The sequence below is a fragment of the Pandoraea vervacti genome, assembly GCF_000934605.2.
In the GTDB taxonomy this organism is placed as follows: domain Bacteria; phylum Pseudomonadota; class Gammaproteobacteria; order Burkholderiales; family Burkholderiaceae; genus Pandoraea; species Pandoraea vervacti.
Genome location: NZ_CP010897.2, coordinates 4598289 through 4624453, shown reverse-complemented (window position 1 = coordinate 4624453; position 26165 = coordinate 4598289). Strand labels below are relative to the sequence as shown.

Below are 26165 nucleotides of genomic sequence, written 5' to 3'. Positions count from 1 at the left end.
CTAACCGGTCAAAAGTCGAGGGCGAGAGGTGCGCGATGAATGCAGCGACGATGGATGGCCGGTTGAATTTCCTGCGAACCTGCGAGCGGTTGAAGGACGTGCTGCGAAGTGCGCGTACCTCGTCGGGACGTCGCGAAAGCACCGCCGAGCACAGTTGGCGACTCGCGCTCATGGCGACCGTCTTCATGGACCAGTTGGGCGACGTCGACCGGCTGCGGATCCTGGAGCTCTGCCTCGTTCACGATCTCGGTGAAGCGCTCCACGGCGACGTGCCCGCCCCCGAACAGACCCGAGACACCGACAAAGACGCCATCGAGCGCCGCGATCTTCTCGAAGTTTGCGCGCCGCTCGATTCGCCACTGCGAGAGAAGATCGTCGCGTTGTGGGACGAGTACTCGCAAGCCAAAACGCCGGAGGCCCGGGCCGTCAAGGCATTGGACAAGCTCGAAACCCTGCTGCAACACACGCAAGGCGATAACCCGCCGGATTTCGACTACACGTTCAATCTCGACTACGGACGAAAGTACACCGACGCGATGCCGCCGCTTCGCGCGATACGCGCACGGATCGACGAGGCGACGCGCGAGCGCAGGGAACGTCAGGCACACGCCGAGCCGGCGCGCGCGGTGAATTCCGGGCAGAACCAATCGCAGTGATGTCTGATCTCACGTGTCTCATCTGACGTGGCGAGCCGCCCCGTGCATGCCACGATAGGCGTCAGGCGCGCTCGCAGTCGTGCGCGTCGCTGCCCTCGCACAGGGTGTCGTCTCCCTGCGGATCGGCCATGCGCAAGATGCCCACCGAATGTCGTCTTCAGAATCCCAACTGCCTGAGAAACGCATTTACCGGCGCCGACCACAGCGTCCCGCCGTAGGTCAGCAACAGGTGACCGTCATGGCCGGGGATGTCTTCCGTCTGAACGAACTGCGCCGGGCTGCCCGACGCGGCGAACGCGTTGAACCATTGCTTCGGCGCGTCGGGGCCCCAGTACTGATCGTTGTGGGCATACAGCCAGAGGCCCGGGATTCGGGTCGTCTTGCCGAACTCGCCGTAGACCGCCTGCATCTGGTCGGGGTCGCAGCTATGTTGAGGGGCACGCTCCGGTGAGCCACCCGCGCCGCCCGAGAAATTGAGGTAGGCGATCACGCCGGGCGGATTTGCGGCCGCCGTGGCGACGGTGGTGAAGCCGCCGACCGAGCGCCCTTCCAGCACGATGCGATGCTTATCCGCCCAGGACTGCGCTTGTACCCACTGCAACACCACCAGATTGGTTTGTGCCGTCACCTTGCCCAGCGTCGCGAAATCTGGACGACGCGTGCACTGACCATTCTGATTGAACGACGCCCCCGAATTCTCGCGATCCGGCCCCCCTGTCAACCCATAGCCGACGCGAATCGGTGCGACGACGGCAAAACCCTTGGCAAGCCAGAATCGCACGTGTCCCGGTGAGATCGGCTCGGCGAGTTTGCCGCGTGTCAGCGCATCGCCCGCGCGCCCGTGCTGGAAGATCAGCACGGGGAAAGGACCGTCACCGCCGGGCTTGTAGACTTCCGTATGCATGGGGACGTCACCGCCGAAGGTGCCGACCCCTGGCATGACGATGGAGGCGATGTCGGGCTTGATCTCGGCCGCAGCGATGTGCCTTGTCGCCCCTGGGTCGTCGGTCGCCGCGAAAGCCATCGGCGCCGCGACAAGCGCTGAAGCAAGCACGGCAACGCCTAGACGGAGGGCGGACAGGGCAGGGCGCGCTGAACGATGTTTCGGGAGACGGTGCATCAGGGACATGGTCGTCGCGCTATCGGGAGAGGTCACGGAACGATGCTCATCCTACTTCGTGACGTGCGCTTGCAACACTCCGTCGAACGATCGATACGCCCACCTCGATCCGCTTTAGTTCCGCGCACTCCAAAACCTTCCTAATTCCTCCGGATCCCTCCCAATCCCGACTGGCTTGCAAAACCGACTTCCCGTGCCATGGAGGCGCGCCGCGTTAACGCATTTCGTTGTCGGTCACGCTGACATCCACAATCTTCGGCAGGTCGGTCTCAAAGTAGCGCCTGGGCGTTGTATGGAACGTGCGCTTGAACACTGCGATGAACGCACTGGCGTTGTCGTAGCCGAGATCGAGTGCGACGGACCCCACCGGTTGTCCCGTGGCCAGTAGTTCCAGTCCACGCAGCAGTCGCGCGCGCTGGCGCCACGCGGTAAACGTCAGGCCGGTCTCGAGAACAAAGCGGCGACTCACCGTACGTGCGGTAGTGCTCGCCCAGTCGGCCCACGCGTCGAGCGAGCGCGAATCCGCCGGATGGTCGACGAGCGCCGCGGCGATGCGCCGCAACCGGGCGTCGCGTGGCATCGGCAGGCTGAACGTGTCGGCGCGGCTGGCGGCGATCTCGTCAAGGATCACGTCCATGACGTGCGTTTGCGCCCGGTCCGGCGCCACCATGTCCCATTGCGCGGCACGGACCACCGCCTCGCGCAGCAAGCCGGACACTTCAATGGCGCGAGGTTGCTCGGGCAGGCCCGCGCATCGATTCGGTCGCACGTACACCGCCCAGCCGTTGAACGGACCATGCGAGAACGCCGCATGCGGACAGTTCGGCGGCACCCAGACGGCGCGGGACGTCGGTACGACCCACGTGCCGAGGGTCGTGCGAACGGAAATCAGTCCGCTGAAAAGTCCGAGCAGTTGGCCCGCCGCATGCTGATGCGTCTGCGACACGCGGGACGTGCTTTCCCGACCGACGAGCGCAATGAGCGGTGGATCGCTCGCGTCCATATGCTGCACGCGCGCCATCTTCGCTTTGAGGTGCTCCGGCAGATTCATGGCGTCAAATCACTATTGAATGGCATCAATAGTCTATCAGCGCCAAGAATTGGGGCGCTATGCTCGACCTGTGTTCTCTAAGGAGCGTCGCCATGTCGTTGCCCACTCATTCCGCTGCCGCCGATGCCGGTATTGATGCTGATATCGAGGCAGATATCGACACTACGGGGCCTGTCGTGTCAGGCGTCGACCTCGACCGACTTTACGATCCGCCCTCGGAGACGATCGTCAAAGGCGTGCTGTCCCACTTGCTGCCCTTTCACATCGCTTATCTCGACATTGCCACTTTCTTCTGCGTGGCGACCGGCAGCGCGCAGGGGCTCGATGCCTCGCCGCGCGGCGGCGAACCCGGCTTCGTCAAGGTGCTCGACGAGAAGACGGTGGCGTTCGCCGACTGGCCGGGCAACAACCGCATCGCCTCGCTGCGCAATCTGACGGAAGACGACCGTATTGGCATGCTGTTTCTCTTCCCGGGGCTCGAAGTCTTCATGCGTATCAACGGCCATGCGCGCATCGCGCTCGACCCGGTGTTGCTCGCGCGTTGCAGGCAAGGAGAGCGCACACCGAAGACAGTCATCGTGGTGACGATCGACGAAGTCCTGTTCCACTGCGGCAAGGCAATCAACCGCGCGAAGCTCTGGCAGACCGAGTCGCACATCGACCGAACGGCGGTGCCGTCGATGGGCGACGATGTCGAGCGTTGTCGATAGCGTCCGGACAAAAAGAAAGGCGCCTGAGCGCCTTCGTTGCCTGTCTTATGATCTCGTGCCTCGTGATCTCGTGCCTCAGCTCTCAGCTCTGCGAGCCGGCCGATTCCTGCGCGCGGCGCAGGCGCTCCCGACTGTTGGTCAGATGTGTGCGCATCGCGGCGCGCGCCGCTTCCGGGTCGCGTCGTGCGATGGCGTTGTAGATGTCTTCATGCTCGCGATTCACGCGATTCAGATACGACACCTGATCGTCGTCGGCCAGCGCAGCCGAATTCACCCGCGTGCGCGGGATGATCGTGTTGCCGAGTTGTTCGAGGATGTCGTGAAAGTAGCGGTTCCCCGTCGCACTGGCCACTTGCAGGTGGAACGCCACGTCGGCCGTCACTGCATTGCCCGTGCGCTCTCGCACGTGCATCTCGAAATCGTCCAGCGCCTGACGCATGGCCTTGAGCTGCGCGTCCGTACGACGGTTCGCGGCAAGCCCCGCCGCTTCCGTTTCCAGCGAAATACGCAGTTCCAGAATCGCCATGACGTCGAGCATCGTGAGAATGCTGTTGGTGTCGACTTGCAGGGCATTCTCTCGCGGCGCTTCCAGCACGAAGGTGCCGATGCCGTGGCGCGTCTCGACCAGTTGCGCCGCTTGCAGACGCGAAATCGCTTCGCGCACGACCGTACGGCTCACGCCCAGACTCTCCATGATGGCCGACTCGGTCGGCAACTTGTCGCCCGGGCGGAACGTGCCGGCGCGAATCTGCTCGGACAAGGCGCTCACCACCTCCTCCGTGAGGCTGCGAGACTTGCGGCGAGGACGTGCGGGCAACGGGCTGGTCATGGACATGGCGTCGGTGAAATAGGGGTGACGATAACGACGTAACGACAAAAGGCGCCCCCAGTTTACCTTATCGACCGTCGCATACATACGACAACCGATAAGGATCGACCGCCGGCGCCACAACCTCGGAAATACCGGGCGCCGACGGCCGACAAGACTTCATTGTGCGACTTCTCGCGACCACTCATGACCGCCCGGACCGGCGCGCGCACGGCGTCGGTCCGGACAGCTTGCTACACACGGGCGCGCATCAGAAATCGACGCGAATCCCGAGCATGCCGACGAACTGCGAACTCGTCGCCGACGGCGTGCTGTTCTGCGAATCGCCCACCACCGGACCCGCATTGATGATGCTCACGCCATTGGCCGACAGCGACTTGCCGTTGGCGTGCTGCCAGGCTTCGAGCGCATAGAGCGACGTGCGCTTCGAGAGCGAGTAGACCTGGGCCAGCGACACCTGGTGATACGTGGCGGCGTCGGTGATGCCGTTGGCCTTCGATGCCGCGGTGTAGCTGTACGCGGCGGCCAGGCGCCACTGCGGCGACACGGTCCATGACGCATGCACGCCCGCCGTGTTGAAGATCGCGCTGTCATGGAACAGCGACGCCGCGCCCGGCTTGTATTGCACGTTGCTGTAGCTGGCCCCCAGCGTCACGCTGCCCAGGGTGTAGATACCGGCCACGGCAATGTGTTGCAGCGAGTCGGCCGTCACGTAGCCCTGGTTGACGGCGGAGGTGCCCGGCACGCCCGTCGATGTGCTGTTCCACGTTGTGCCGCCGCCGATGTTGTTCAGGCGCAGGTAACCTGCTGCCAGCGACAACGGGCCGCCGTCGTAGCGCAGCGCGCCGGAGAACGTGTTGCCCTTGCCCATCGCGCCGGGCTGACCGCCGAAGCCGTATTGCAGGCTTGCCGTCACGCCCCACAGCACGGGCGACGTGTAGGTAACCGAATTGTTGATGCGAATGGTCGTATCGAGGCCGTCGATATCGCCCGGGTGCGCACCGGTCGCGCCCGTCACGTAGGCGACCGGCCCGATGGTGCCGACCAAGAGGTAGTACGGCGAGTACTGACGCCCGATCGTGAACGTGCCGGCGCTGTCGTTCTTCAGGCTGACGAACGCCTGACGGTTGAACATCACGCCCGACGAACTGAACGCGCCGTTGTTGACGTCGAAACCGTTCTCCAGCTGGAAGAGCGCTTTGGTGCCCCCACCGAGGTCTTCCGTGCCGCGCAGACCCCAGCGGCTGCCCGCGAGGTTGCCGTTACGCAGATACGTGTTCGACTTGCCGTTCTGATTGCTGCTGTAAGTCAGCGCGTCGTCGACGATCCCGTACAGCGTCACGTTCGACTGCGCAAACGCCGGCATGGCGCCGGCGGCGACACCGGCCAAAACCAGGCCGGCAAACAGTTTCGAATGTCTCACGACTTCTCCTCTTTTGATGTGTTTTCTTTCTTGGACTTCGCCTATCGGGGTGATGCAGGCTGATGCGTGCTGCCGGTCTGTGTTGGCAGTACATGCAGCCGGTGCTGAAGGTGCTGCTGTGGTGTCCGGTGGTGTTCGTCGGTCTTCTCTCATGCGGCGCGGCGTTCAGAATCGCGGCGCCTTGCCGCTCCAGTCGGGCCGGTACTTGCGCATCTGCACCGCGTCGTTGCGTGTGCGCAGTCCGCAGCGCAGATATTGCTCATGGAGCTTCGCCAACTGGTCCTGATCGATGTCGAGGCCGAGACCCGGGGCTTTCGTGATGGCGACAGCGCCGTTGCGAATCGCGATCTTTCCGCCGCGCACGACTTCTTCGTCCGCCTCCTGCCACGGGTAGTGCGTATCGCACGCATAGGACAGACGCGGCACGCTCGCGGCCAGATGCGTCATCGCCATCAGGCTGATGCCGAGATGCGAGTTGGAATGCATCGACAGTCCCAGGTCGAAGGTCTCGCACATGCGCGCGAGAAGCTGGGTGTCGCGCAGGCCGCCCCAGTAGTGGTGATCGGAGAGGATGATCTGTGCGCCGTTCAGACGCACGTTCTCGCGGAACTGACGGAGATCGGTGACGACCATGTTCGTGGCGAGCGGCATGCCGGTCGCCTCATGCAACGCCGCCATGCCTTCGAGCGTGGGCGTGGGGTCTTCGTAGTATTCGAGGTCGCCGGCGAGCTCGCGGCCCATGGCAATCGCGGTGGCGAGCGACCAGTTGCCGTTCGGGTCGATGCGCAGCGGCTTGTCGGGGAATGCCCGCTTGAGCGCCTTGAGGCACTTCACCTCTTGCGTCGGTTCGAGCACGCCGGCCTTGAGCTTGATGCTGCCAAAGCCATAGGTGTCGATCATGAAGCGCGCCTGCGCGACGAGTTGCTCGGCGTTGAGCGTCTCGCCCCAGCTGTCGGGGGGATACGGCGAATCGATGTGCTGCGCGTACTTGAAGAACAGATACGCGCTGTACTGCACTTCCTGACGCACCGCGCCGCCGAGCAACTCGACGAGCGGCACGCCCAGATGCCGCGCCTGCAAATCGAGAAACGGCACTTCGAACGCGGAATAGATCTTCTCGGCGTCCTTGCGGGGATCGGTGCCCGGCGCCAGTTCGTATTCGACGCGCTCGCCGCCCACCCCCTGACGCACGACTGCCGCAACGCGTGCGCGCAGCCCGTTCGTGTCGAAAGGATCCATGCCGATCAGGTGGGGGCGGGCGTTTTCGAGCAGGGCGAGCACCGGCTCGTCGCCGTAAGTCTCGCCCAGTCCGACATGCCCGTTGTCGGTCTCGATCTCGATGATCGAGCGCAGCGCATACGGTTCATGGATACCCGCTGCGTTGAGCAGCGGCGGGTCGCGAAATGCAATCGGGGTGATCTTGATGCGCTGGATTTTCACGGCAACTTTTCCTCGGTCCCCACCGCACGCGTGGCGTCGATGGCGACGTTATCTCCGTCTTCTATCTCGTGGTTCGTGTCACTTTTACGTCATCGTATGACTGGCCGTAATTTAGGTGACGCACCGGACGTCTCTCCATCGGTGAAATCCCTGAGAAAATGCTCGGATTCCTGATGAGACTGCCTCGTTGAGCCAGATGAAACAAGGATTTCTCGATTTCTTAGGGAAACCTCTGAGGCGATTTGGCATGTCTCCTAATTGCAAAATCGAAAACTCAGTCATATGATGACTTACGAGAAATCTAACCAAAGGAGACAGCATGACCTTCAGTCGCAGGGGATTCTGGCAGCGCACACTTGGCGCCGTGGCATGTGCCGCAGTACTGGGAAGCATCGCAAGCACCGCAAGCGCTGCGCCGGTCGCGCTTAACGTTGTCGATGTCGCGGGCAATCTGGCGCTCACGCAAAAGGGCTTCGAGGCTTTCCGCGACAAGTACCCGGATCTGGTCTCCAAGATCACCTTCACCAACGCCCCCGCGCCGCAACTGCCGGGCAAGATCAAGGCCATGCAGGCCGCCGGGCGTTCCGACATCGATATCGTGCTGACCGGCACCGACGCGCTTGCCGCCGGTATCCAGCAAAACCTCTGGCAGCGTCTGCTGCCCGACTACAGCGCGAAGCTGCCGGGCGTGCTGGACAAGTACGCGCCCAATGTGCGCGCAATGCAGGAGCTCTCGAAGGGCTATGGCTTGACGGTGACGTTCATGCCGGCCGGCCCGCTCGTCGAATACAACCCGGCGAAGGTCGCGAATGCGCCGAAGACGCCCGCCGAGTTGCTCGCGTGGTGCAAGGCGAATCCGGGCAAGCTGATTTACGCGCGTCCGGCCAATTCCGGTCCGGGCCGCACCTTCCTGATGGGGCTGCCGTATCTGCTCGGCGACAAGGACCCGCATGACCCGATCAAGGGCTGGGACAAGACGTGGGCGTTCCTCAAGGAACTCGACACGTGCATTCCTTATTATCCGGGCGGCACCTCGGCCGTGATGAAGGAACTGGGCGAGGGCAGTCGCGACATGACGGTCACCGTCACGGGCTGGGACATCAACCCACGCGCGCTGGGCATCGTGCCCGCCAGCTTCAAGGTGCAGTCGTTCGACAAGTTCACCTGGGTCAACGATGCGCACTACATGGTCGTGCCCAAGGGCGTCTCGAAAGAGAAGATGGAAGTGATCATCAAGCTGATCAACTTCATGCTGGAGCCGGCACAACAGGCGCTCACGTACGACGACGGCTATTTCTATCCGGGCCCGGCGGTCAAGGACGTGCCGCTGTCTGCCGCACCTGCGAAGAGCCAGGAAACCATCGCGAAGTATGGCCGTCCGGAATACGCGAAGCTCATCGCCGACTTCCCGCACGCGGTGCCGCTCGACGCGACGGCGATGGTGGCTGCGTTCCAGAAGTGGGATGCCGAGATCGGTTCGCAGAAGTCGAAATAAGGGTTTCGTCATGAAGCACAACTTTCAGCAATTGCGCCTCGACAATGTGGCGCGCAGCTTCACCAACGCCGAGGGGCAGTCGGTGGCCGCTCTGAACGGCCTCGATCTGTGCATCGAGCGTGGCGAGTTCATCGCCCTGCTGGGGCCGTCCGGTTGCGGTAAATCCACGGCGCTCAACTGTATTGCCGGACTCACGCCGCTCACCGGCGGCGCGATCTGGCTCGACGACGAGCGAATCGACGTGCTGCCCAGCGAGAAGCGCGGCTTCGGCATGGTGTTCCAGAACTACGCCCTGTTCCCGCATATGAGCGTGCTCGATAACGTGGGCTTCGGCCTTCGCATGCGTGGCGTGCCGCGCGCCGAGATCGAGAAACGTGCGCGCGAAGCGCTGCAACTCGTGCAACTCGTGGGGCATGAGCGCAAGCTGCCCGGGCAGTTGTCCGGCGGCCAGCAGCAGCGTGTGGCGATTGCGCGCGCCATCGTGATCGAACCGCCGGTGGTGCTCATGGACGAACCGCTGTCGAACCTCGACGCGAAGCTGCGTATCGAGATGCGCGCCGAGATTCGTCGCATTCACGGCAAGCTCGATCGCGCTACGATTTACGTCACGCACGATCAGGACGAAGCGCTGTCGATGGCGGACCGCATCGTCGTGATGAAAGAGGGTGTCGTGCAGCAGATCGGTGCGCCGCGCGAGGTGTACGCACGCCCGCGCAATCTGCACGTGGCGCGTTTCATGGGCTATCGCAACGTGCTCGACGTGTCGATCACGTCGGCGCAGGGCGAGCACGCGCGGGTGTCGTGCGGCGGTGCGTCGTTCGACGGCGTGCTCATGGAACCGCCGGCGAGCGGCGGCAAGGTCGAAGGTCAGGTGAGCGTGGCGATTCGTCCCGACGACTTCGAGCGCGCGCCGGCCGCGAACGACAATGCGTTCGAAGTGGTCGTCGAGACGGTGGAATACGGCGGTCGCGATTCGTTGCTGAAGGTGGCCTCGCCGTTCGGTCCGCTCTACGCGCGCTTGCCGGGCGACTATGCCGTGGGCGAGCGTGTCCCGCTGCGTGTGCCTGCCGAGCGCACACTCGTCTACGCAGGGGAACGTGCATGAGCGCCACCGCTTCCGCTTTCGCTTCTGCTTCCGCCCCCGTCTCGATGACGCCGGCGCCGCGCGCCGACGGGCGTGGCTGGCTCGTTGCACCGGCGCTCGTGTGTCTGGTCGCGATGTTCGTCTATCCGTTCGCGTATGGCCTGTTCCTGTCATTCCAGCCGATGGAGGGCGGCGGCGTCTTCGCGAACTACCTCAAGTTCTTCAGCGAGCCGACGCTGTGGCCGACGGTCATCATCACGCTCAAGCTCGCCGTGCCTGCAACGCTGATCAACGTGGGGGCGTCGATTCCGGCGGCCTTCGCGTTGCGCAAAAGCACGCGTGCATCGAAGTTCGTGACGATGCTGCTCGTGATTCCCGTCACGCTCGGCACGGTGCTGATCGCCGACGGCATGCTGACCTATTACGGCCCGAATGGCTGGTTCCCGCAGGCGCTGCACGCCCTGGGGCTGTATCACGACGAAGTGCGTCTGACGCACAACTTCTGGGGCGTGCTGATCTCCCTGGTGATCTCGGGCTTTCCGTTCGCGTTTCTCCTGATCCTGTCATACGTGACGGGTATCGACCCGACGCTCGCGCGCGCCGCAGGTACGCTCGGCGCCGGACCGTGGCAGCAATTTCGGCTGATTTATCTGCCGCTGCTGGTGCCGGGGCTGACGATGGCGGCGTGCCTGTCGTTCGTGCAGGCATTTTCCGTGTTTCCGTCGGCGGTGCTGCTCGGGGTGCCTGCGGGCGCCACACGTGTGGTGTCGATTGCCGCATACGAAGCCGCCTTCGAGAGCTATGACTATTCGCTCGCATCGTGTGTGGCCATTGTGATGGGGTTCGTTCAGTTGCTGATCGTGGCAGGCATGCTCGGCGCACGCCGGGCGTTCTATAGCGGTCCGACCACGGGAGGGAAGGGATGAATCGGGCAAACAAGACGTCGGTTGCAACACCGGCCGCAGCGATGGCCGCGCATAACGGAGATTTCATGGCAACGCAGGCGTCGCAACGTCAGTCGGCGGCGGCCCCCGAAGCACGGCGCAAGATGCGTCGCGAAGGGCCCGGGTCTCGCCTGTGGCGCGTGCTGGTGTGGGGCGCGATGATCTTCTTCCTCGTGAACGTGGCGTTGATGATCGCCACCGTCACGATGAATTCGTTCGCCACCCGATGGTTCGGCACACCGCTGCCTGAGGGCTTCACATTGCATTGGTACGCACAGGCGTGGCGCGACTTCCAGCTCGCCGACGTGTTGTGGGTGACCGTCGAAGTCGTGGGCGCGGTCGTGCTGCTGTCGATTGCGCTGGGAGTGCCCGCAGCCTATGCGCTGGCGCGAGCGCAGTTCCCCGGCAAGAAGCTGGCCATGCTGGTGTTCCTGCTGCCGTTGATGGTGCCGCCGGTGACGTACGGCATTCCGATGGCGACCGTGCTGTACAAGGTCGGGCTGGGCGGCACGCTCACGGGCGTGATTCTCGCGAACCTCGTGCCGTCGCTGCCCTTCGTGATTCTGGTGATGACGCCGTTCATCGAGCAGATCGACCCGAATCTCGAATCGGCCGCGCGCATCTTCGGGGCCAACACGTTCAAGTATTTCCGTCACGTGTTGCTGCCGTTGCTGGTGCCGGGCATTCTCGCGGCGGGGCTGCTCGTGCTGGTGCGCACGATCGGCATGTTCGAACTGACGTTCTTCACCGCGGGGCCGGACACGCAGACGCTGGTGGTCGCGTTGTATTACGCCGTGTTCTCGACCGGGGTGCGGGCGCCGCAGTCCATCGATGCGATGGCCATGATCTACATGGCGATCACGCTGCTGTGGGTGCTCATCGCCCTCCAGTTCGTGAGCCCGACGCAGCTGGTCAGCCGCGTGAAAGAGGCGCCGAAGGGCGAGTAGTCGGCGGCGCGGGAGCGCAGAAAAACGCAGAAAAAAACGCAGCACATGTCTTGGCTGGCGCCGGAAGGAACGGCGCCAGCGTCGTTTTGGGCGCGCCACGTAGCAGGCCACGCAGCGACAGGCAATCGCCGGGAAAGCCACCGGGACTGTGCATGCTGCGTCGCAGCACAAAATATCGATGATTGGGTGTGGAATAAGGCGTCGGCGCCAGACGTTCAGAGAGTGTCGACAACGACATTTCACTCAGGAGCCCAAGTCATGAAACCACGTCAATCGATGTCCGCTATGCTCATCAGTCTCGCCGCTGCCGCCGGGTTGTTATCCGTTGCCGCAGCCCACGCGGAAGTGCCGCTCAAGACCACCGACGGCGTGCTGGTCGACGCGCAGGGCCGCACCGTCTACACGTTCGACAACGACGTGGCCAACAGCGGCAAGAGCGCCTGCAACGACCAGTGTGCCGCCGCCTGGCCGCCGGTCATGGCCGACGCCGGCGCCAAAGCCGAAGGCAACTATTCCATCGTGACGCGCAACGACGGGACGAAGCAGTGGGCGTACAAGGGCAAGCCGCTGTACCTGTTCGTGAAGGACACCGCCGCCGGCGACAAGAAGGGCGATGGCGTCAAGGACGTGTGGCACGTCGTCAAGCCCTGAGCGCGCGTGAACGGTGCGATGGCACCGTCCTGACGGGGCGGAGGGTGCTGGCATACCGGCCTGCCGGGACGGCGCGAACAAAGTCGCGCCGGCTCAGTATAATTTTGCGGCAAGCGCCGGCGGCGGTCGTCGGCGATGCTTCGGACTGGCTTGCCGCCAGGCACCCTCCGCCAGGAAATTCGCCGATGATCGGTCAGGACGGTCAGGACCTACCCAGTTTGCTCCCGGGCTTGCTACCGCGCCTTTGGGCGTTCGCATTGCGCGTGACAGGCGATCGCCATGACGCCGAGGATCTCGTGCAGCGCGCCTGCGTGCATGCGCTGGAGCGCGTGCATCAGTGGCAGCGAGGCACGTCGGCCCTGAGCTGGATGTTCAGCATCGTGCATACGACGTGGATCAACGAGATCCGCGCGCGCCGCGTGCGCTCGCGCGGAAGCCTTGCGTGGGACGAGGCGGATATCGAGGGGGTGCCCGATCTTCAGGCGTCCACGCCCGAGGACCTCGCCAGCTATCGCCAGGTCTTCTGCGCCGTCGACCGTCTGCCCGAAGCGCAACGGCTCGTGTTGCTGCTCGTGGCCGTGGAGGGAATGAGTTATCAGGAGGCTGCCGACGTGCTCGACGTGCCGATCGGTACGGTGATGAGCCGCCTGTCGCGCGCACGCCGAACCGTCGGCGACCAGTTTCGGAACCCGCAGGCGCAACCCCGCCTCGCAGAGCGCCCGGCTCGTGAGCATCGGGCCGGTCCCGCCGTTGGCGCACGTGAGGAGGACGCGTGATGAACGAAGACGATATCCGCCTGCTCGCTTACGTCGACGGCACGCTCCCCGCTGCGCAGCGTGCGGAAGTGGAAGCCGCCATTGCCGCGGCGCCCGAACTGGCCGACGCGCTCGAGTCGTTGCGGGCGTCACGTCTGCCGTATCGCGAGACGTTCGCCGCGCAAGTTCTCCCTCCCGTGCCTGAGCGTCTGACGGCGAGCCTCGACGCGCTCCTGCGTGCGCATGCGCAGCGTCAGGCGCCCCAAATGTCGGTGATACAGGACACGCCAGCGCCGGTCGCGGTCAAACCGGCGGACGCCGCCATGCCCGTTCGCGTGGGCGAGCCGCACAAGGCGCCGGCGGCCAACGACGCCCCGGCAGGCACGCGCGTGCGTTCGTGGTGGCTCGTAGCGGCTTTCGCAGCAGGCGTGGCGGCCACGGCCGTGACGCTGCCGTTGTTCTCGGGCGCGCTGACCCGGGCGGGCGGCGGCTTCATGAGCGCGTCGGCACCCGCCGGGCAGGCGCCGGCCCGGACATGGGTGCGTGCGGCTGCCGAGTATCAGCAACTGTACGCGCGAGACACGGTTGCCTCGATTCATGTGGACGATAGCGACACCGAGCGCACCGTCAGCGATATTCGTCAGAACGACAAGCTCGACATCAGCGTGCCGGACTTGCGCGCGCAAGGGCTCACGTTCAAGCGCGTGCAGCGTTTGCGATGGAAGGACCGCACGTTGGTGCAGATGGTGTATCTCCCGGCGAAGGGCGATCCCGTGGCGCTGTGCGTGGTGCACGATGCGCGCCCCGATCAGGGGCTCGCCGAGCAGCAGGTCGACACCATGGGCGTGGTGACGTGGCGCAAGGGCGAAATCGGCTATGCGCTCATCGGCGCGCCCGGCTCGACCGACCTGAAGGCGGTCGCCAGCGTGCTCGCGGCAGGGGCTGTCACGCCGCTGTACAGCATGTCGACGAAAAGGGAGATTGCGCCGCTTTATGGCGCTTCATGAGCGAGCTTCATGAACGTGCTTCTAAGCGTGCTTTGTAGGCGCGCTTCATGAGCGGACTTCATAGGCACGCCGCATGACTGCGGTTTCTTCGCCACCGTTGCGTATCGAAAACGAACGCCCTCGAGATCGAGGGCGTTCGTCATTGCGTCAGGCGCGCCGCGTGGCGTTCGTCATCGCAGGGCTTATCGCTGAGCGAGCGCGCCGTCGCGAAGTCGCCAAAGGCCGAGCGGATTGCCTTCCTGGAGCGCTTCGGGCAAAAGCGCATCGGGCAGGTCCTGGTAGCAAACCGGGCGCAGGAAACGATCGATGGCCGATGCGCCGACCGACGTGAACATGGCGTTCGACGTGGCGGGGAACGGACCGCCGTGCACCATCGCGTGACACACCTCGACGCCGGTCGGGAACCCATTCGCGAGAATGCGGCCCGCACGCCGTTCGAGGCTCGGCAGCAAACGGCGCGCCGTTGCCGTGTCGCGGGCGTCCAGTTGCAGCGTCGCAGTGAGTTGGCCTTCCAGACGTTCGGTGATGGCGATCATCTCGTCGACCGTATCGCACGCGATCACGACCGATGCCGGACCGAACATCTCGTCATGCAGCGCCGGTGTCGCGAGGAACTGCGCCGCTGTCGTACGGAACAACGCCGCCTGCCCCTGGCACGCGCCGCCCGCCTGACCGCGCGCAACGAGAGTCACGTTCGGTTCGTCGCTCAGGCGCGCGACACCTTTGTCGTACGCCTGTTGGATGCCGGGCGTGAGCATGGTGCCCGCAGCCTTCGCTGCGAGGGCCTCGGCAGCGCTGCGACAGAAGCGTTCGAGCACGTCGCCCGCGATACCCAGCACCAAACCCGGATTCGTGCAGAACTGACCGACACCCAGGGTCAGGGATTCGACGAACCCCTTCGCGATTGCGTCGCCGCGCGCGGCCAGCGCCTCGGGCAGCAGGTACACCGGGTTGATGCTGCTCATCTCGGCGTAGACGGGAATCGGCACGGTGCGCGACTGTGCAATGCGTTGCAGCGCAAGGCCACCGGTGCGAGAGCCGGTAAAGCCGACCGCAGCGATCGCCGGATGCGCCACCAGCGCCTCGCCCACGGCACGCTCGCCGACGAGCAGCGAGAACACGCCTTCGGGCAAGTCGAGTTTCTGCACCGCCGAGCGGACGGCGCGAGCCACGAGTTCCGACGTGCCGAGGTGCGCCGAATGCGCCTTGACGATCACCGGACAGCCTGCCGCAAATGCGGAGGCAGTGTCGCCGCCCGCCACCGAAAAGGCCAGCGGGAAGTTGCTCGCGCCGAACACTGCCACGGGACCGAGACCGATCTTCGCCAGACGCAGGTCGCTGCGCGGTAGCGGTTCGCGTGCCGGTTGCGCCGGGTCGATGGTGGCGTCGAGGAAATGACCGTCGCGCACCACACGGGCGAACATCCGCAATTGACCGACGGTACGCCCGCGCTCGCCTTGCAGGCGCGCAACGGGCAGGCCCGTCTCCGCGTGCGCCCGTTCGATGAGCGCGTCGCCGAGATCAAGAATCGCCTGAGCGACGGCTTCCAGAAATTCGGCGCGTCTGGCGAGGGGCAACGAACGGAACGCATCGAAAGCATCGCGCGCCAGCTCGCACGCCCGAGCCACGTCCTGCACGGTCCCCGCGCCGAACGGCGGCGTCAGACGCTCGCCGCGCGATGGGTCGAACGCCTCGAGCGTACCCGCGCTGCCGCGCACGTCGGCGCGGCCGATCAACATCTCACCGGTAATCTGCATGGCGCGGCTCCTTAGCCTTCGACTGTCTTGATGAGGGCATCGAGCGCGGCGAGTTCGTCCGGCAGCAGGTCGGTCAGCGGCGCGCGTACCGGACCCGCGTCGTGGCCGACCAGCTTCGCACCGGCCTTGACGATGCTCACGGCGTATCCGGCGCGACGGTTGCGAATCTCCAGATACGGCAGGAAGAACGTGTCGAGCAGGCGCCCCATCGTCTCCTGATCGTTATTGCATACCGCGTGATAGAACTTCATGGCCGTTTTCGGGATGAAGTTGAACACGGCAGACGAATACACCGGCACACCCAGCGCGCGATAAGCCGCTGCGTAGACTTCGGCCGTCGGCAGGCCGCCCAGATACGAGAAGCGATCGCCCATGCGGCGGCGGATCTGCACCATGCGCTCGATATCGCCCACGCCGTCCTTAAAGCCGATCAGGTTGGGACATTTTTCGGCAAGACGCTCCAACTGGTCGGCGCCGAGCTTCGAATTCGCGCGGTTGTACACGATCACGCCGATGTTGACCGCCTTGCAGACCTGTTCCACGTGCGCGGCAATGCCGTCGAGACTGGCTTCGGTCAGGTAGTGCGGCATGAGCAGCACGCCCTTGGCGCCGAGCCGTTCGGCTTCCCTCGCATAGTCGATGGCCAGGCGTGTCGGGCCGCCGGCGCCCGCCAGGATCGGCACCTTGCCGGCGCACGTGTCGACCGCCGTCTTGATCACGGCGCTGTAGTCCTGCGGCGTGAGCGAGAAGAACTCGCCGGTGCCGCCCGCCGCGAAGAGCGCCGTCGCGCCGAACGGGGCGAGCCACTCCAGACGCGCGGCATAACTGCGCGCGTTGAAGTCGCCGTTCGCGTCGAAGTCGGTCACGGGGAAAGACAACAAGCCGTCCGAGACGATTTGCTTGAGTTCCTGAGGTGCAGTCATTTCAAGAGTTCCTGTCGGCTGTGGGGCCGGATTCGATGAATAAAGAGGCGCTCAACCAGCGCTCGGCGCTGAGTTATATGTCATCGTATAACATGTGTTGAAGTCGAACAAGAGGTAGTCCGTGCGAAAGGCAGTGGGATAAACCCGGAAAAGCGTCGTAGAAGACTCGGGGAGGGTTTTTCCCGAGTCGGTCGACCACCCGGGCAGCCACGCAGAGCGACACATATAGATGTATGATGACGCATAAGTGACGGGTGGTTGAGCCAATATCAACGACTGCCGTCGAATTTTGTGCGGTGTCGAATCGGCACGACAGGCTGCGCGCTGCGGCGAATGCATGTGGCATCTTCGGTCGGCACGCAAGATCAGGGGGAGGAGCGAGCAACATGGCATCGACGAAGGACATGGGCGGCGCTGCGAAAGACGCGAAAGACGCGCCGCGCTATATCAGGATGCAGGCGCAGGACAATGTCGCCATCGTGGTCAACGACGGCGGGTTGCCTGCGGGCAGCCGGTTCGCCGACGGGCTCACGCTCGTCGACGCCGTGCCGCAAGGCCACAAGGTCGCATTGGCGGATCTGGCCGAAGGCGCGGCTGTCATTCGCTACGGCGTGGTGATCGGCTACGCGGCGCAGCCGTTACCGGCGGGAAGCTGGGTCAACGAGCGCAACCTGGCAATGCCGGGCGCGCCGTCGCTCGATCGTCTGCCGATCAGCACGCAGGTGCCCGCCGAGCTGCCACCGCTCGACGGCTTTACGTTTCAGGGATATCGCAACGCGGACGGCTCCGTCGGCACGCGCAACATTCTGGCGATCACGACGACGGTCCAATGCGTGGCGGGGGTGGTCGAGTTCGCCGTCAAGCGGATCAAGGAGACGTTGCTCGCGCAGTACCCCAATGTCGACGACGTCGTCGCGCTTGAGCACACGTACGGCTGCGGTGTGGCCATCGATGCGCCCGACGCCATCGTGCCCATCCGCACGTTGCGCAACATCGCCACGAATCCCAACTTCGGCGGCGAGGTCATGGTCGTGAGTCTCGGATGCGAGAAGTTGCAGCCCGAGCGCCTGCTTCCTGCCGGCAGCATTCCCATCGGCAGTGCCGGGGCGGACGGCAAGCCCGATACCGTCTGCTTGCAGGACGAGGCGCACGTCGGTTTTCTGTCGATGATCGAATCGATTCTGACGACGGCGCGCGCGCATCTCGAACGATTGAATGCGCGACGACGCGAGACGGTGCCGGCGTCCGAGCTGATCGTCGGCGTGCAGTGCGGCGGCAGCGACGCCTTCTCCGGCGTCACGGCCAATCCCGCCGTGGGGTTCGCCACCGACTTGCTGGTGCGCGCGGGCGCGACCGTGCTGTTCTCCGAAGTCACCGAGGTGCGCGACGGTATCGATCAACTCACGTCACGCGCGGCCACGCCGGAAGTGGCCGAAGCGATGATTCGCGAAATGGCCTGGTACGACGCCTATCTGGAGCGCGGTCGTGTCGATCGCAGCGCCAACACGACGCCGGGCAACAAGCGAGGCGGCCTGTCGAACATCGTCGAGAAAGCCATGGGATCGATCGTGAAGTCGGGAAGCGGTCCGATTCACGGGGTGATCGCGCCCGGCGCGAAACTGGATCGCGCGCGCCAGCGTGGACTGATTTACGCCGCGACACCGGCCAGCGATTTCATCTGCGGCACGTTGCAGTTGGCGGCCGGGATCAACCTGCACGTGTTCACCACGGGGCGCGGCACGCCCTACGGCCTCGCGGAAGTTCCCGTGATCAAGGTGGCGACGCGCTCGGATCTCGCGCGTCGGTGGCACGATCTGATGGACGTGGATGCGGGACGTATCGCGACGGGGGAGGCCACCATCGAGGACGTGGGCTGGCAGTTGTTCCACCTCATGCTGGCGGTCGCGAGCGGCGAAAAGACATGGGCCGAGCGGTGGGGACTGCACAACGCGCTAACGCTATTCAACCCGGCGCCGGTGACCTGAGCCTTGCCTAGAGTTCGACTTGCGTTTGCGCAAGTCCGAATTCGAGCATGGCGGGGACAAAGCAGTGATTGAGCGTGTCGCGACGCGACAGCTTCGTCAGCACGTAGCGACGAAACGGCGTGAGGGCGCCCCAGTCGAGAACGTCCGGCGGCAGCAGGTCGGCCAGTTCACACTGTCTGAGCAGGCCCGGTGGCAGAGCGTTCACGTTCTGCCACGCGCTGGATGCCGCGTCGACACTGCGCTCGACGTCCTGCCCGAGGTGCGCGCGTGCGATTTCATCGAGACGCGCCGCAAAATCCTCATCTCCCGGCACACACGACGCAAGCGTCTCACGCGCTTCTTGCGGTAGGCGCTGCCAGTCCGCCAGCGACAGATGCAGGCCGTTGCGATCGAGATTGAAGCGGATGGCCATCGTGATGAACTTCAGGTTTTCACAGGCTTCGATCTCGAAAACAAAGATCGGCAGACGCTGATAAAGGTGCATGGCTGTCACTCCTTGTGTGGCGACGTATGGCGGCATGTGCGTGCGATCGATTGTACTCGTGCGACGCCATTTCCCGCGCATGCCGCGCCGCGGCATGGCGACGCAACGCCGTCGTGTCTGCGGGGGCGTGGTTCGCGTTTGCCGAGATGGGACATGTCTTTTCAAAATCGCCATTTGTTCTTGGGAAATTTCTCAAAATTTACGTGACTGTGGCTTGGGAAAACGTCCCATTTACGTGCCGCATGGCGACGCGGGAAGGCTGACGGCGCGTGCCTGAGCGGGAATTTCGGACGGTTCACATTCAATCTCATGTGAAAAGTCCTAGAGTTTCGTCCTCTTCCGCAGGCTGCCGGGATTTCCTAAGGTAGTCGTTCCGCCCCGCCGGTAGCGCTGCCGTCTTCTAGGTCTTTTGCAGTCGTTGCGTTGCTCGTCTTCGCGCGCCGACGGTTGTCTCCCCGGGCGGCATCGCTACCCGAGTCATTGCCCAGTCCATTCACTGCTGACAGGAGCCGACATGCCGTCTCATTCGTCCAACGCCTCGCCCATGCCTTTTCCGTTTCTTCCCGTCGTGATCGAATCTCCCACATCGCCACAGTCCTCCCGAACGTCCAAGGGGGCGCCCGCTTGCGGTTCGGCGTCATCGCCGGCGACGGCGGACATCGGGCAGACGTCGAGCCGGTCCGGGGACGGGCGCGCAAAGGCGCGTGCCGGTCGGCGCGGCACGATGAACGAGGCAGCTCAACCGCCGGGCATGGACGCGCAGGCGGGCATTGCGCTACGTGTCGAGGTGGTGCGCCGTGTATCGCCTGACGGTCTGACCGTGCTGGGCGGCATCGTCCGATGAGCGCCACGCCCAACGCGGCAATGCACGCATCGTCGCCATCGTCCTCGTCATCCTCGTCGTTGCATGAGGCGTCCGGAAACGCGGTGTGGGTGATGGCGTCTCCGCATGCGCAATGGACCTGTGCGGCGGACGCCGTGACCGTGTCGTCGCACGAGGTGTCCTGCACGCTGCACGGTGCGCCCGCCGACACCCGCGTGTGGCTCGAACGCATGCGCCAAGGCATGCTGCTCGCGCAAGCGCCGGTGCCCGGCACATGGCTGGCGACGCTCGTCGACGAGGCGCTGGTGCATGTGCTGCCAGCGACCCGTTGCGACGTCGTGCCCGCGTTCGGCCGGATTTGCGACGACTGGGTGCGGGGCATCTTCGCCGCGCCGTTCTGGACGCGTTTTCTCGCCGGCGAGTCGAGCGACATTCAGGTGCTGGCATTTCTCGCGCAGCTCTACCATCGCGCGGCGGGCGCGGATGTGCACAATCGCATCGCCGTCGAGCGCTGCACCGACGTCGCCCTGCGCCCCCTGTTGCTGCGCCAGTATCGCGAGCAACGCGGGCAATCGACGATGCTCGCTGCGGGGCTGCTGCGATGCGGGCCGGCGGCGCGCACATTTCTCGACAGCGGCGCTTTCGACGCGACGCATGCCCTCATCGACTTCATCATCGGGGCGGCGGGCGACATGCCCGCTTACGTTGGCTGTTGCGCGCTGTGTCAGGCGCCGGCGGCGGTGCGCGCGGCGAGCGAGATCGAGGCGCAGTTCGACGCGCTCGCGCAGCGCTATCCGTCCGCGGCGGACGGCTTCGCTGCCGTATGTGTGCATGCGAGACACGATGCGAGTGTTTGCGGTGGCACGGCGTTGCTGTCGCAGTGGGTGGAAGACGCGGGCGAGCCCGACGTGCCCTCGCGTTTGCGCATGCTGCGCGGGGCCTACGGCGTGGCGGCAGCCTATCGTGTGATGTTCGACGCGTTGTACCGGCTGGACGAGACGCTCTGACGTCGGCGACGACCTGCGCTGAACGGCGCTGAACGGCGCTGAACGGCGCATCGTCGAAACCCCGCTGCGGGGCGAGCGCGCGTGCGAGTGATGCCTTCTTAACGCTGGCCTGATGCCCCCGAATGGGGCATGTCGCTCGTATAATGGCGTCCCAACGGCGGGGGCGGTTGCGGCTTCGCGCCGTCCGCCCCCTGACCATGACAACCCAACTCGCCTACCTCGCCGCGCTCGGTGCCGCCCTTTGCTGGGCCTGCAGCGGCATGATCGCCATCACGCCTGTCCGTCAGGCAGGTTCGTTCCCTTTCAACTACGCCCGGATGTTGCTGGTCTTCGCGATGTTGCTGTTCGCACTCGCGGTGCTGCGCGGCTGGGCGGCGCTATCGCTCGAGCAGTGGCTGCGACTTACGGCATCGGGGTTGATCGGCATCCTCGTGGGCGACACGATTCTCTACACGTCGCTCGGCCGTCTCGGGCCGCGACGCAACTCCATCGTCTTTGCCACCAATGCGCCGATGACAGCCGTGCTCGGTTATGTCTGGCTGGGCGAAGCGCTGGGATGGCGCGCGGTCATCGGCGTTGCGCTGGTCACGGCAGGCGTGGCGCTGGCCATTGCGTTCGGCGGGCGCCGTGAGGACGCCCATCACTGGGAGTCGGTGCGTGGCGACGTGCGGGTCGGCGTTGCCATTGGACTGGCGGCGGCGCTATGTCACTCGGTCGGCACGCTGATCGCCAAGCCGGTCATGGCGGCAGGCGTGGATCCGGTGGGCGCGTCGGCGGTGCGTGTGGGGGTGTCGGCGTTGGGACTGACGATCATTGCGGCGCGGCGAGGGCGTGCCATCTTTTCGGCCTTCACGCCGGGAACGCTCGCGCTGACGGCAGTCTCCGGCTTCGTGGGCGTGGCGCTCGGCATGACGCTGCTGCTCTACGGGATGGGGCATGGCAACACCGGGGTCATCGCGACGCTCTCGGCCACCACGCCCGTGATGGTGTTGCCGCTGCTGTGGATCCGCACCCGGCAGCGACCGGCAGCCGGGGCGTGGCTGGGAGCGTTGGTCGCCAGTGCCGGTGTGGCCTTGATCTTCAACCGGTGATGTCGCGCGCACGGTGCGGACGGTGCAGTCGGTGCAATGCGCGCCGTGGCGTCGTGTTCGGCCAGCTTGTCTGATGTGCCTGGCGTTTTGCGCGTTCAGCCCGACCAGCCCGTTCAGCGCGTTTAGCGCGTTTAGCGCGCGATGGGCGTTTGCAGCGGTTCGGCGCTCTGGTGCGTGGCTTCGGTCGCGAGGGTCGGCACCTGGATTTCGGGGGCGGGCGAGGGGCGTGTCACGCTTGGCGTGAGCAGCCGTCGCAACCATGCGGCGAATCGCTCCAGGAGCCCGGGATCGTCGTTGAACAGCTCGGGGCGCAGCACGCCCAGATATTCCAGAATCTGCTCGGCTTCCTGGGTCCCGACCGAGCCGTAGATCACCGCCAGATCGAGCAGGGCGCGCAATTCACCGAGCTTTTCCCGCGCTTGCAGCGAGCGTGCGCTCTCCACGGCGCGTTTCGCCTCGAATACACGTTCGCGAAGCACCGAAGCGGTGCGCCATGCCGGTGTCTGCAACGTCGCCTCCAGCGTGCGCAGGTCCTGCGCCGACGTCACGATCTGCCCGGCAAGCGACTCCACGATGCGCTCCTCGCCCTTGGCTTCGCGCACGATGCCTTCCGCCCAGCGGCTGGCCTGACGCGACATGTCTTCACGCGACCATTCCGGACGCGAAACGAAATAGAACCCGTGCTGGCGTGCCTGATTCAGGATGATCGAGACGACATCCGGAAACTGCTTGTCGAACGTGCGTTTGGCCCACGCGTAGTGGCCGCCCGCGAGCAACTGGGCGACAGCGGCCTCAGTGAGCGGCACCGTGCTGTCGAGCAGACGGGCGCGAAGGAAGTCGTCGAACGGTGGCGGGGTGAAATGACGGTCGACGGCGGAGGAGATGCGCACGAAGGCATCGAAGTCCTTTTGCAGATCGGCCAGCGCGGAATCGGAAAGGGTGAGGGCGATGCGGCTCATCGGGGCGGTCCCCCGATCAACGACGTGACGAGAGCACGGGCGCGAGCGGGCGACGCGAGCCAGGTCGCGTCGGCCGGCGTGGCGTCCGAACGAGTGCATCGGACCACGGGCGCTGGCGCCCAGGCCCGTGCCACGTGCATCCCCATTGCGCGTGAAGTCATGTGCCGCGATACGTATAAACGGTGCGCTACGGTCATGGCCGGGCGCTGTGAGATGGTTCTGCGCCACACGGAATTCGAGATTCGCATTGCGGGCAGCATGAGTCTGCATGCCTCAACGGCAAAATGTCGTAAAAACTTTAGCGATCGCGACGCATTTTTCTTTCAATGCCCTTTCAGTGCCCTTTCAATGCCTTGCGGCGCCCGTCTCCGGATCGCCGCAAACAGCGCGAGAATGGCACCGGGCATCCGATGGCGCCCTCGCGACGATGTTTGTCAGGCTGGGCGGCGCGGCAGACCGCCCCGGGCGGAAGGTCTGCCGCGCCGATCAGTCGCCGGTGGGGCGCAGGAGATAGACGGCGAAACGCGCGCGGGCGTCCAGCCAGACACGTTCGATGTCCCAGCCAGCCGAGTGCGCCAGCGCACGGAATTCGGTCTTTCCGTACTTGTAGGAGTTCTCGGTATGGATCGATTCGCCGGCGGTGAAGCCAAAGCGCCGGCCCAGCACCGTGGCGGTAAAGGGCCGCTGTGCGACCAGATGCATCTCGATGCGGCTGGCAGCCGCGTTGAAGCGGGCTTCGTGGCGGAAGGCGTCCAGCGGCAGGTCACCGTCGAGCTCACGGTTGATGCGCACGAGCACGTTCAGATCGAACTGTGCCGTCACGCCACGCGCGTCGTCGTAGGCGGGCAGCAGCACGGCCGGGTCCTTGCAGGCATCGACGCCGACCACCATGCGGCGGCGCGGGCCGAGCATCTTGCCCACATGAGCGAGAAACGCAGCGGCCTGCGCGGGCGCAAAGTTGCCGATCGTCGAGCCGGGGAAAAAGCCCAGACGCGGGCCCTGCGTGTTCCGCAACTGCGGCGGCAGATGGAACGGACGAGTGAAATCGGCGCGTACCGGCAGCATGGGAATGCCGGGGCAGCGGCGAGCGAGCGCGGCAACGGCGTCGTCGAGAAAGTCGTCTGCGATGTCGACGGGCACGTAGGCGCGCGGCGTGACCAGCGCATCGAGCAGCAGGGGCGTCTTGCGGCTCGACCCGCTGCCGAATTCGACGACGACGGCATCCGGGCCGATGACGTCGGCGATCGCCGCCGCACATTCACCGAGCAGGGCCGTTTCGGTGCGTGTCTGGTAGTACTCGTCCAGGCCGGTGATGTCTTCGAAGAGTTCGCTGCCGCGCTGGTCGTAGAGCCAGACGCTGGGCAGCGACTTCGGGGTGTGGCTCAGGCCGGCAAGCACGTCGGTGGCAAAAGCGTTTTCCGGCAGCGACGGGCAAACGAAGGCCGTGCTTTGATTGGTTTGGGTAGCTTGCAACATCAGCGATCCTCCGCGAGCCTCAGGCCGCAGAATTGCCAGCGCTGATGGGGGTAGAAGAAGTTACGGTACGTGGTGCGCGCATGCCCCGGCGGCGTGGCGATGGATCCGCCGCGCAGCACGAACTGTCCGCACATGAATTTGCCGTTGTACTCGCCGACGGCCCCCGATGCCGTCCTGAATCCCGGATAGGCCACATAGGGACTTGCCGTCCACTGCCATACCGGACCAAAACGTTGCTCCATCGCGACTTGTCCGGGCGACGATGCGCTGTCCGACGCACGCGCGGCCACTTCCCATTCCTGTTCTGTCGGCAGGCGCTTGCCTGCCCAGCGAGCGAACGCGTCGGCTTCGAAATAGCTGACGTGCTGCACGGGCGCGTCGTCGTCGACCGGCTGCATGCCGGCCAGCGTCATCGCGTGCCATTCGCCGTTGTGCAGTTCCCAGTAAAGCGGATGCCCCCAGCCTTCGCGTTGCACCGTCGCCCAGCCATCCGAGAGCCAGAGCCCGGCCATGCGATATCCCCCATCTTCGATGAAGGCCCGCCACTCGGCGTTGGTCACCACACGCGACGCGATCGCGAAGGGACGCAGCAGCACGTCATGCGAAGGCGTCTCGCAATCGAAAGCGAATTGCCCGCCGGCGCTGCTCGTGTCGCCCGGGTGGCCGATACGGAATTGCCCGCCGTCGTGCTCGATCCATTGCCGTGGCGACGCTGCGTGGGGCATGGCGCGCGGTGAATGAGGTGAATGAGGTAAGCGATGGGCGGGCCGCAACGGGTTCTGGGCAAAGAGATGTAGCAGATCGGTGTGCATCAGTTCCTGATGCTGCTCTTCGTGATGCAGGCCCAGCGTGATGAGCGCGACGATCTCGGGCGCAACGTCGGCGTGCAGCAGATGCTCGTGCATGGCGGCGTCGACATGACGGCGGTAGGCCAGCACTTCGTCGAGCGTGGGGCGGGTGAGCAGGCCGCGTTGCGGGCGTGGGTGACGCGGGCCCGCTGCCTCGTAATACGAATTGAAGAGGTAGGCGAAGCGGGGATCGTAAGGGCGATAGCGTTTGCCGGGAGTCCCGGCCGCTGCGCCGGCTTCGCCGAGCAGAAACGTCTCGAAAAACCAGGTCGTGTGGGCGAGATGCCACTTGATCGGACTCGCGTCGGGCATGGACTGCACGGTGGCGTCGGCGTCCGAGAGGCCCTGGGCGAAGGCGACGGAGGCGGCGCGCACGGCGTCGAACCGGTCGGAGAGTGTGAGTTGCCGGGTAGCCGCCGAGCCGGCCGTCGGGGTAACGATGGGGGCAACAATGGGGACAACGACTGGCGCAAGGGCTGAGGGAACGACAGCCGCATCGGCCTGCCCGTCGACCTGCCCATGGACCGGGGCAGCGCTCGGCGGGCCGTCGCGGGCGATCTGCGAGCGGGTGGCGTTGGGAGAGGCGCCTGAGGGCGCCTCGGCTTGCGACGTACAACAGGGGACGGTCATGGGGACACACCGTGTTGTGAAACGTGCTGCCTATTGTAGACCCGTTGCCGGGGCGTCATGTACCCCCAGT

23 protein-coding genes are annotated in these 26165 nt (G+C 65.0%); 12 read left to right on the top strand and 11 right to left on the bottom strand.

Annotated elements, in window-relative coordinates:
• The first annotated feature begins 35 nt into the window (after nt 1–35).
• Complete coding sequence (locus UC34_RS20090; RefSeq protein WP_044456927.1) at nt 36–656, top strand: HD domain-containing protein; 621 nt, start codon at nt 36–38, stop codon at nt 654–656.
• A 157-nt stretch (nt 657–813) separates the two neighbouring features.
• On the opposite strand, the gene UC34_RS20085 is transcribed toward UC34_RS20090, so the two are convergent.
• Both UC34_RS20085 and UC34_RS20080 read right to left on the bottom strand, forming a co-directional pair.
• Nucleotides 814–1710: an alpha/beta hydrolase family protein gene (locus UC34_RS20085; protein WP_237165164.1), complete on the bottom strand. Its 897-nt coding sequence runs from the start codon at nt 1708–1710 to the stop codon at nt 814–816.
• 280 nt (nt 1711–1990) lie between these two features.
• Nucleotides 1991–2827 (bottom strand): AraC family transcriptional regulator, encoded by an 837-nt coding sequence (locus UC34_RS20080; protein ID WP_052811145.1) that lies wholly within the window; start codon nt 2825–2827, stop codon nt 1991–1993.
• Between the two features lie 131 nt (nt 2828–2958).
• Here UC34_RS20080 and UC34_RS20075 point away from each other — a divergent pair, with 131 nt between their 5' ends.
• Nucleotides 2959–3537 (top strand): pyridoxamine 5'-phosphate oxidase family protein, encoded by a 579-nt coding sequence (locus UC34_RS20075; RefSeq protein ID WP_418303952.1) that lies wholly within the window; start codon nt 2959–2961, stop codon nt 3535–3537.
• Nucleotides 3538–3619: 82 nt separating this feature from the next.
• Here the strand turns inward: UC34_RS20075 and UC34_RS20070 are convergent, their stop codons facing one another.
• The 3 genes from UC34_RS20070 to UC34_RS20060 form a co-directional block, all read right to left on the bottom strand.
• Nucleotides 3620–4366 (bottom strand): FadR/GntR family transcriptional regulator, encoded by a 747-nt coding sequence (locus tag UC34_RS20070; RefSeq protein ID WP_044458469.1) that lies wholly within the window; start codon nt 4364–4366, stop codon nt 3620–3622.
• A gap of 250 nt (nt 4367–4616) precedes the next feature.
• Nucleotides 4617–5732, bottom strand: a complete 1116-nt coding sequence (locus tag UC34_RS20065; RefSeq protein WP_044458468.1) for a porin — start codon at nt 5730–5732, stop codon at nt 4617–4619.
• Nucleotides 5733–5954: 222 nt separating this feature from the next.
• On the bottom strand, nt 5955–7229 hold the full coding sequence (locus tag UC34_RS20060) for a glucarate dehydratase family protein (protein ID WP_044456926.1): 1275 nt from the start codon (nt 7227–7229) through the stop codon (nt 5955–5957).
• Nucleotides 7230–7548: 319 nt separating this feature from the next.
• Here UC34_RS20060 and UC34_RS20055 point away from each other — a divergent pair, with 319 nt between their 5' ends.
• The 7 genes from UC34_RS20055 to UC34_RS20025 all read left to right on the top strand — a co-directional run bounded on the left by UC34_RS20055 (nt 7549) and on the right by UC34_RS20025 (nt 14112).
• The gene (locus UC34_RS20055) at nt 7549–8724 is read left to right on the top strand and encodes an extracellular solute-binding protein (protein ID WP_044456925.1); all 1176 of its coding nucleotides are present in this window, start codon (nt 7549–7551) and stop codon (nt 8722–8724) included.
• 10 nt (nt 8725–8734) lie between these two features.
• On the top strand, nt 8735–9829 hold the full coding sequence (locus UC34_RS20050) for an ABC transporter ATP-binding protein (protein ID WP_044456924.1): 1095 nt from the start codon (nt 8735–8737) through the stop codon (nt 9827–9829).
• A gap of 44 nt (nt 9830–9873) precedes the next feature.
• Nucleotides 9874–10734 carry an ABC transporter permease gene (locus UC34_RS20045; RefSeq protein ID WP_418303951.1) on the top strand — a complete coding sequence of 287 codons (861 nt, stop codon included), beginning with the start codon at nt 9874–9876 and terminating at the stop codon, nt 10732–10734.
• Nucleotides 10731–11699, top strand: coding sequence for an ABC transporter permease (locus UC34_RS20040; RefSeq protein ID WP_044456922.1), 969 nt, complete (start codon nt 10731–10733; stop codon nt 11697–11699). The genes UC34_RS20045 and UC34_RS20040 overlap by 4 nt, the downstream gene beginning before the upstream one ends.
• A gap of 258 nt (nt 11700–11957) precedes the next feature.
• On the top strand, nt 11958–12350 hold the full coding sequence (locus UC34_RS20035) for a COG4315 family predicted lipoprotein (protein WP_044456921.1): 393 nt from the start codon (nt 11958–11960) through the stop codon (nt 12348–12350).
• A gap of 185 nt (nt 12351–12535) precedes the next feature.
• Nucleotides 12536–13126 carry an RNA polymerase sigma factor gene (locus tag UC34_RS20030; RefSeq protein ID WP_044456920.1) on the top strand — a complete coding sequence of 197 codons (591 nt, stop codon included), beginning with the start codon at nt 12536–12538 and terminating at the stop codon, nt 13124–13126.
• The gene (locus UC34_RS20025; RefSeq protein WP_044456919.1) at nt 13126–14112 is read left to right on the top strand and encodes a hypothetical protein; all 987 of its coding nucleotides are present in this window, start codon (nt 13126–13128) and stop codon (nt 14110–14112) included. Before UC34_RS20030 ends, UC34_RS20025 begins: the two co-directional genes overlap by 1 nt.
• A gap of 182 nt (nt 14113–14294) precedes the next feature.
• Here UC34_RS20025 and UC34_RS20020 read toward each other — a convergent pair whose 3' ends face one another.
• Nucleotides 14295–15869 carry an aldehyde dehydrogenase (NADP(+)) gene (locus tag UC34_RS20020; RefSeq protein WP_044456918.1) on the bottom strand — a complete coding sequence of 525 codons (1575 nt, stop codon included), beginning with the start codon at nt 15867–15869 and terminating at the stop codon, nt 14295–14297.
• A gap of 11 nt (nt 15870–15880) precedes the next feature.
• The gene (gene kdgD, locus UC34_RS20015) at nt 15881–16792 is read right to left on the bottom strand and encodes a 5-dehydro-4-deoxyglucarate dehydratase (protein WP_044456917.1); all 912 of its coding nucleotides are present in this window, start codon (nt 16790–16792) and stop codon (nt 15881–15883) included.
• 386 nt (nt 16793–17178) lie between these two features.
• On the opposite strand from kdgD, the gene garD reads away from it, so the two are divergent.
• The gene (garD, locus tag UC34_RS20010; RefSeq protein WP_418303909.1) at nt 17179–18777 is read left to right on the top strand and encodes a galactarate dehydratase; all 1599 of its coding nucleotides are present in this window, start codon (nt 17179–17181) and stop codon (nt 18775–18777) included.
• A 7-nt stretch (nt 18778–18784) separates the two neighbouring features.
• On the opposite strand, the gene UC34_RS20005 is transcribed toward garD, so the two are convergent.
• A complete protein-coding gene (locus UC34_RS20005) occupies nt 18785–19261 on the bottom strand; it encodes a nitrate reductase associated protein (RefSeq protein ID WP_044458466.1) in 477 nt (158 codons plus the stop codon).
• Nucleotides 19262–20197: 936 nt separating this feature from the next.
• On the opposite strand from UC34_RS20005, the gene UC34_RS19995 reads away from it, so the two are divergent.
• Together UC34_RS19995 and UC34_RS19990 are read left to right on the top strand one after the other, a co-directional pair.
• On the top strand, nt 20198–21091 hold the full coding sequence (locus tag UC34_RS19995; RefSeq protein ID WP_157123246.1) for a hypothetical protein: 894 nt from the start codon (nt 20198–20200) through the stop codon (nt 21089–21091).
• Between the two features lie 197 nt (nt 21092–21288).
• Nucleotides 21289–22182 (top strand): DMT family transporter, encoded by an 894-nt coding sequence (locus UC34_RS19990; protein WP_044456914.1) that lies wholly within the window; start codon nt 21289–21291, stop codon nt 22180–22182.
• 131 nt (nt 22183–22313) lie between these two features.
• Here the strand turns inward: UC34_RS19990 and UC34_RS19985 are convergent, their stop codons facing one another.
• The 3 genes from UC34_RS19985 to egtB form a co-directional block, all read right to left on the bottom strand.
• Nucleotides 22314–23141 (bottom strand): DUF4088 family protein, encoded by an 828-nt coding sequence (locus UC34_RS19985; protein ID WP_044458465.1) that lies wholly within the window; start codon nt 23139–23141, stop codon nt 22314–22316.
• A 486-nt stretch (nt 23142–23627) separates the two neighbouring features.
• Nucleotides 23628–24617, bottom strand: a complete 990-nt coding sequence (gene egtD, locus UC34_RS19980) for an L-histidine N(alpha)-methyltransferase (protein ID WP_044456913.1) — start codon at nt 24615–24617, stop codon at nt 23628–23630.
• A complete protein-coding gene (gene egtB / locus UC34_RS19975) occupies nt 24617–26095 on the bottom strand; it encodes an ergothioneine biosynthesis protein EgtB (RefSeq protein WP_237165163.1) in 1479 nt (492 codons plus the stop codon). The genes egtD and egtB overlap by 1 nt, the downstream gene beginning before the upstream one ends.
• Between the last annotated feature and the right edge of the window lie 70 nt (nt 26096–26165).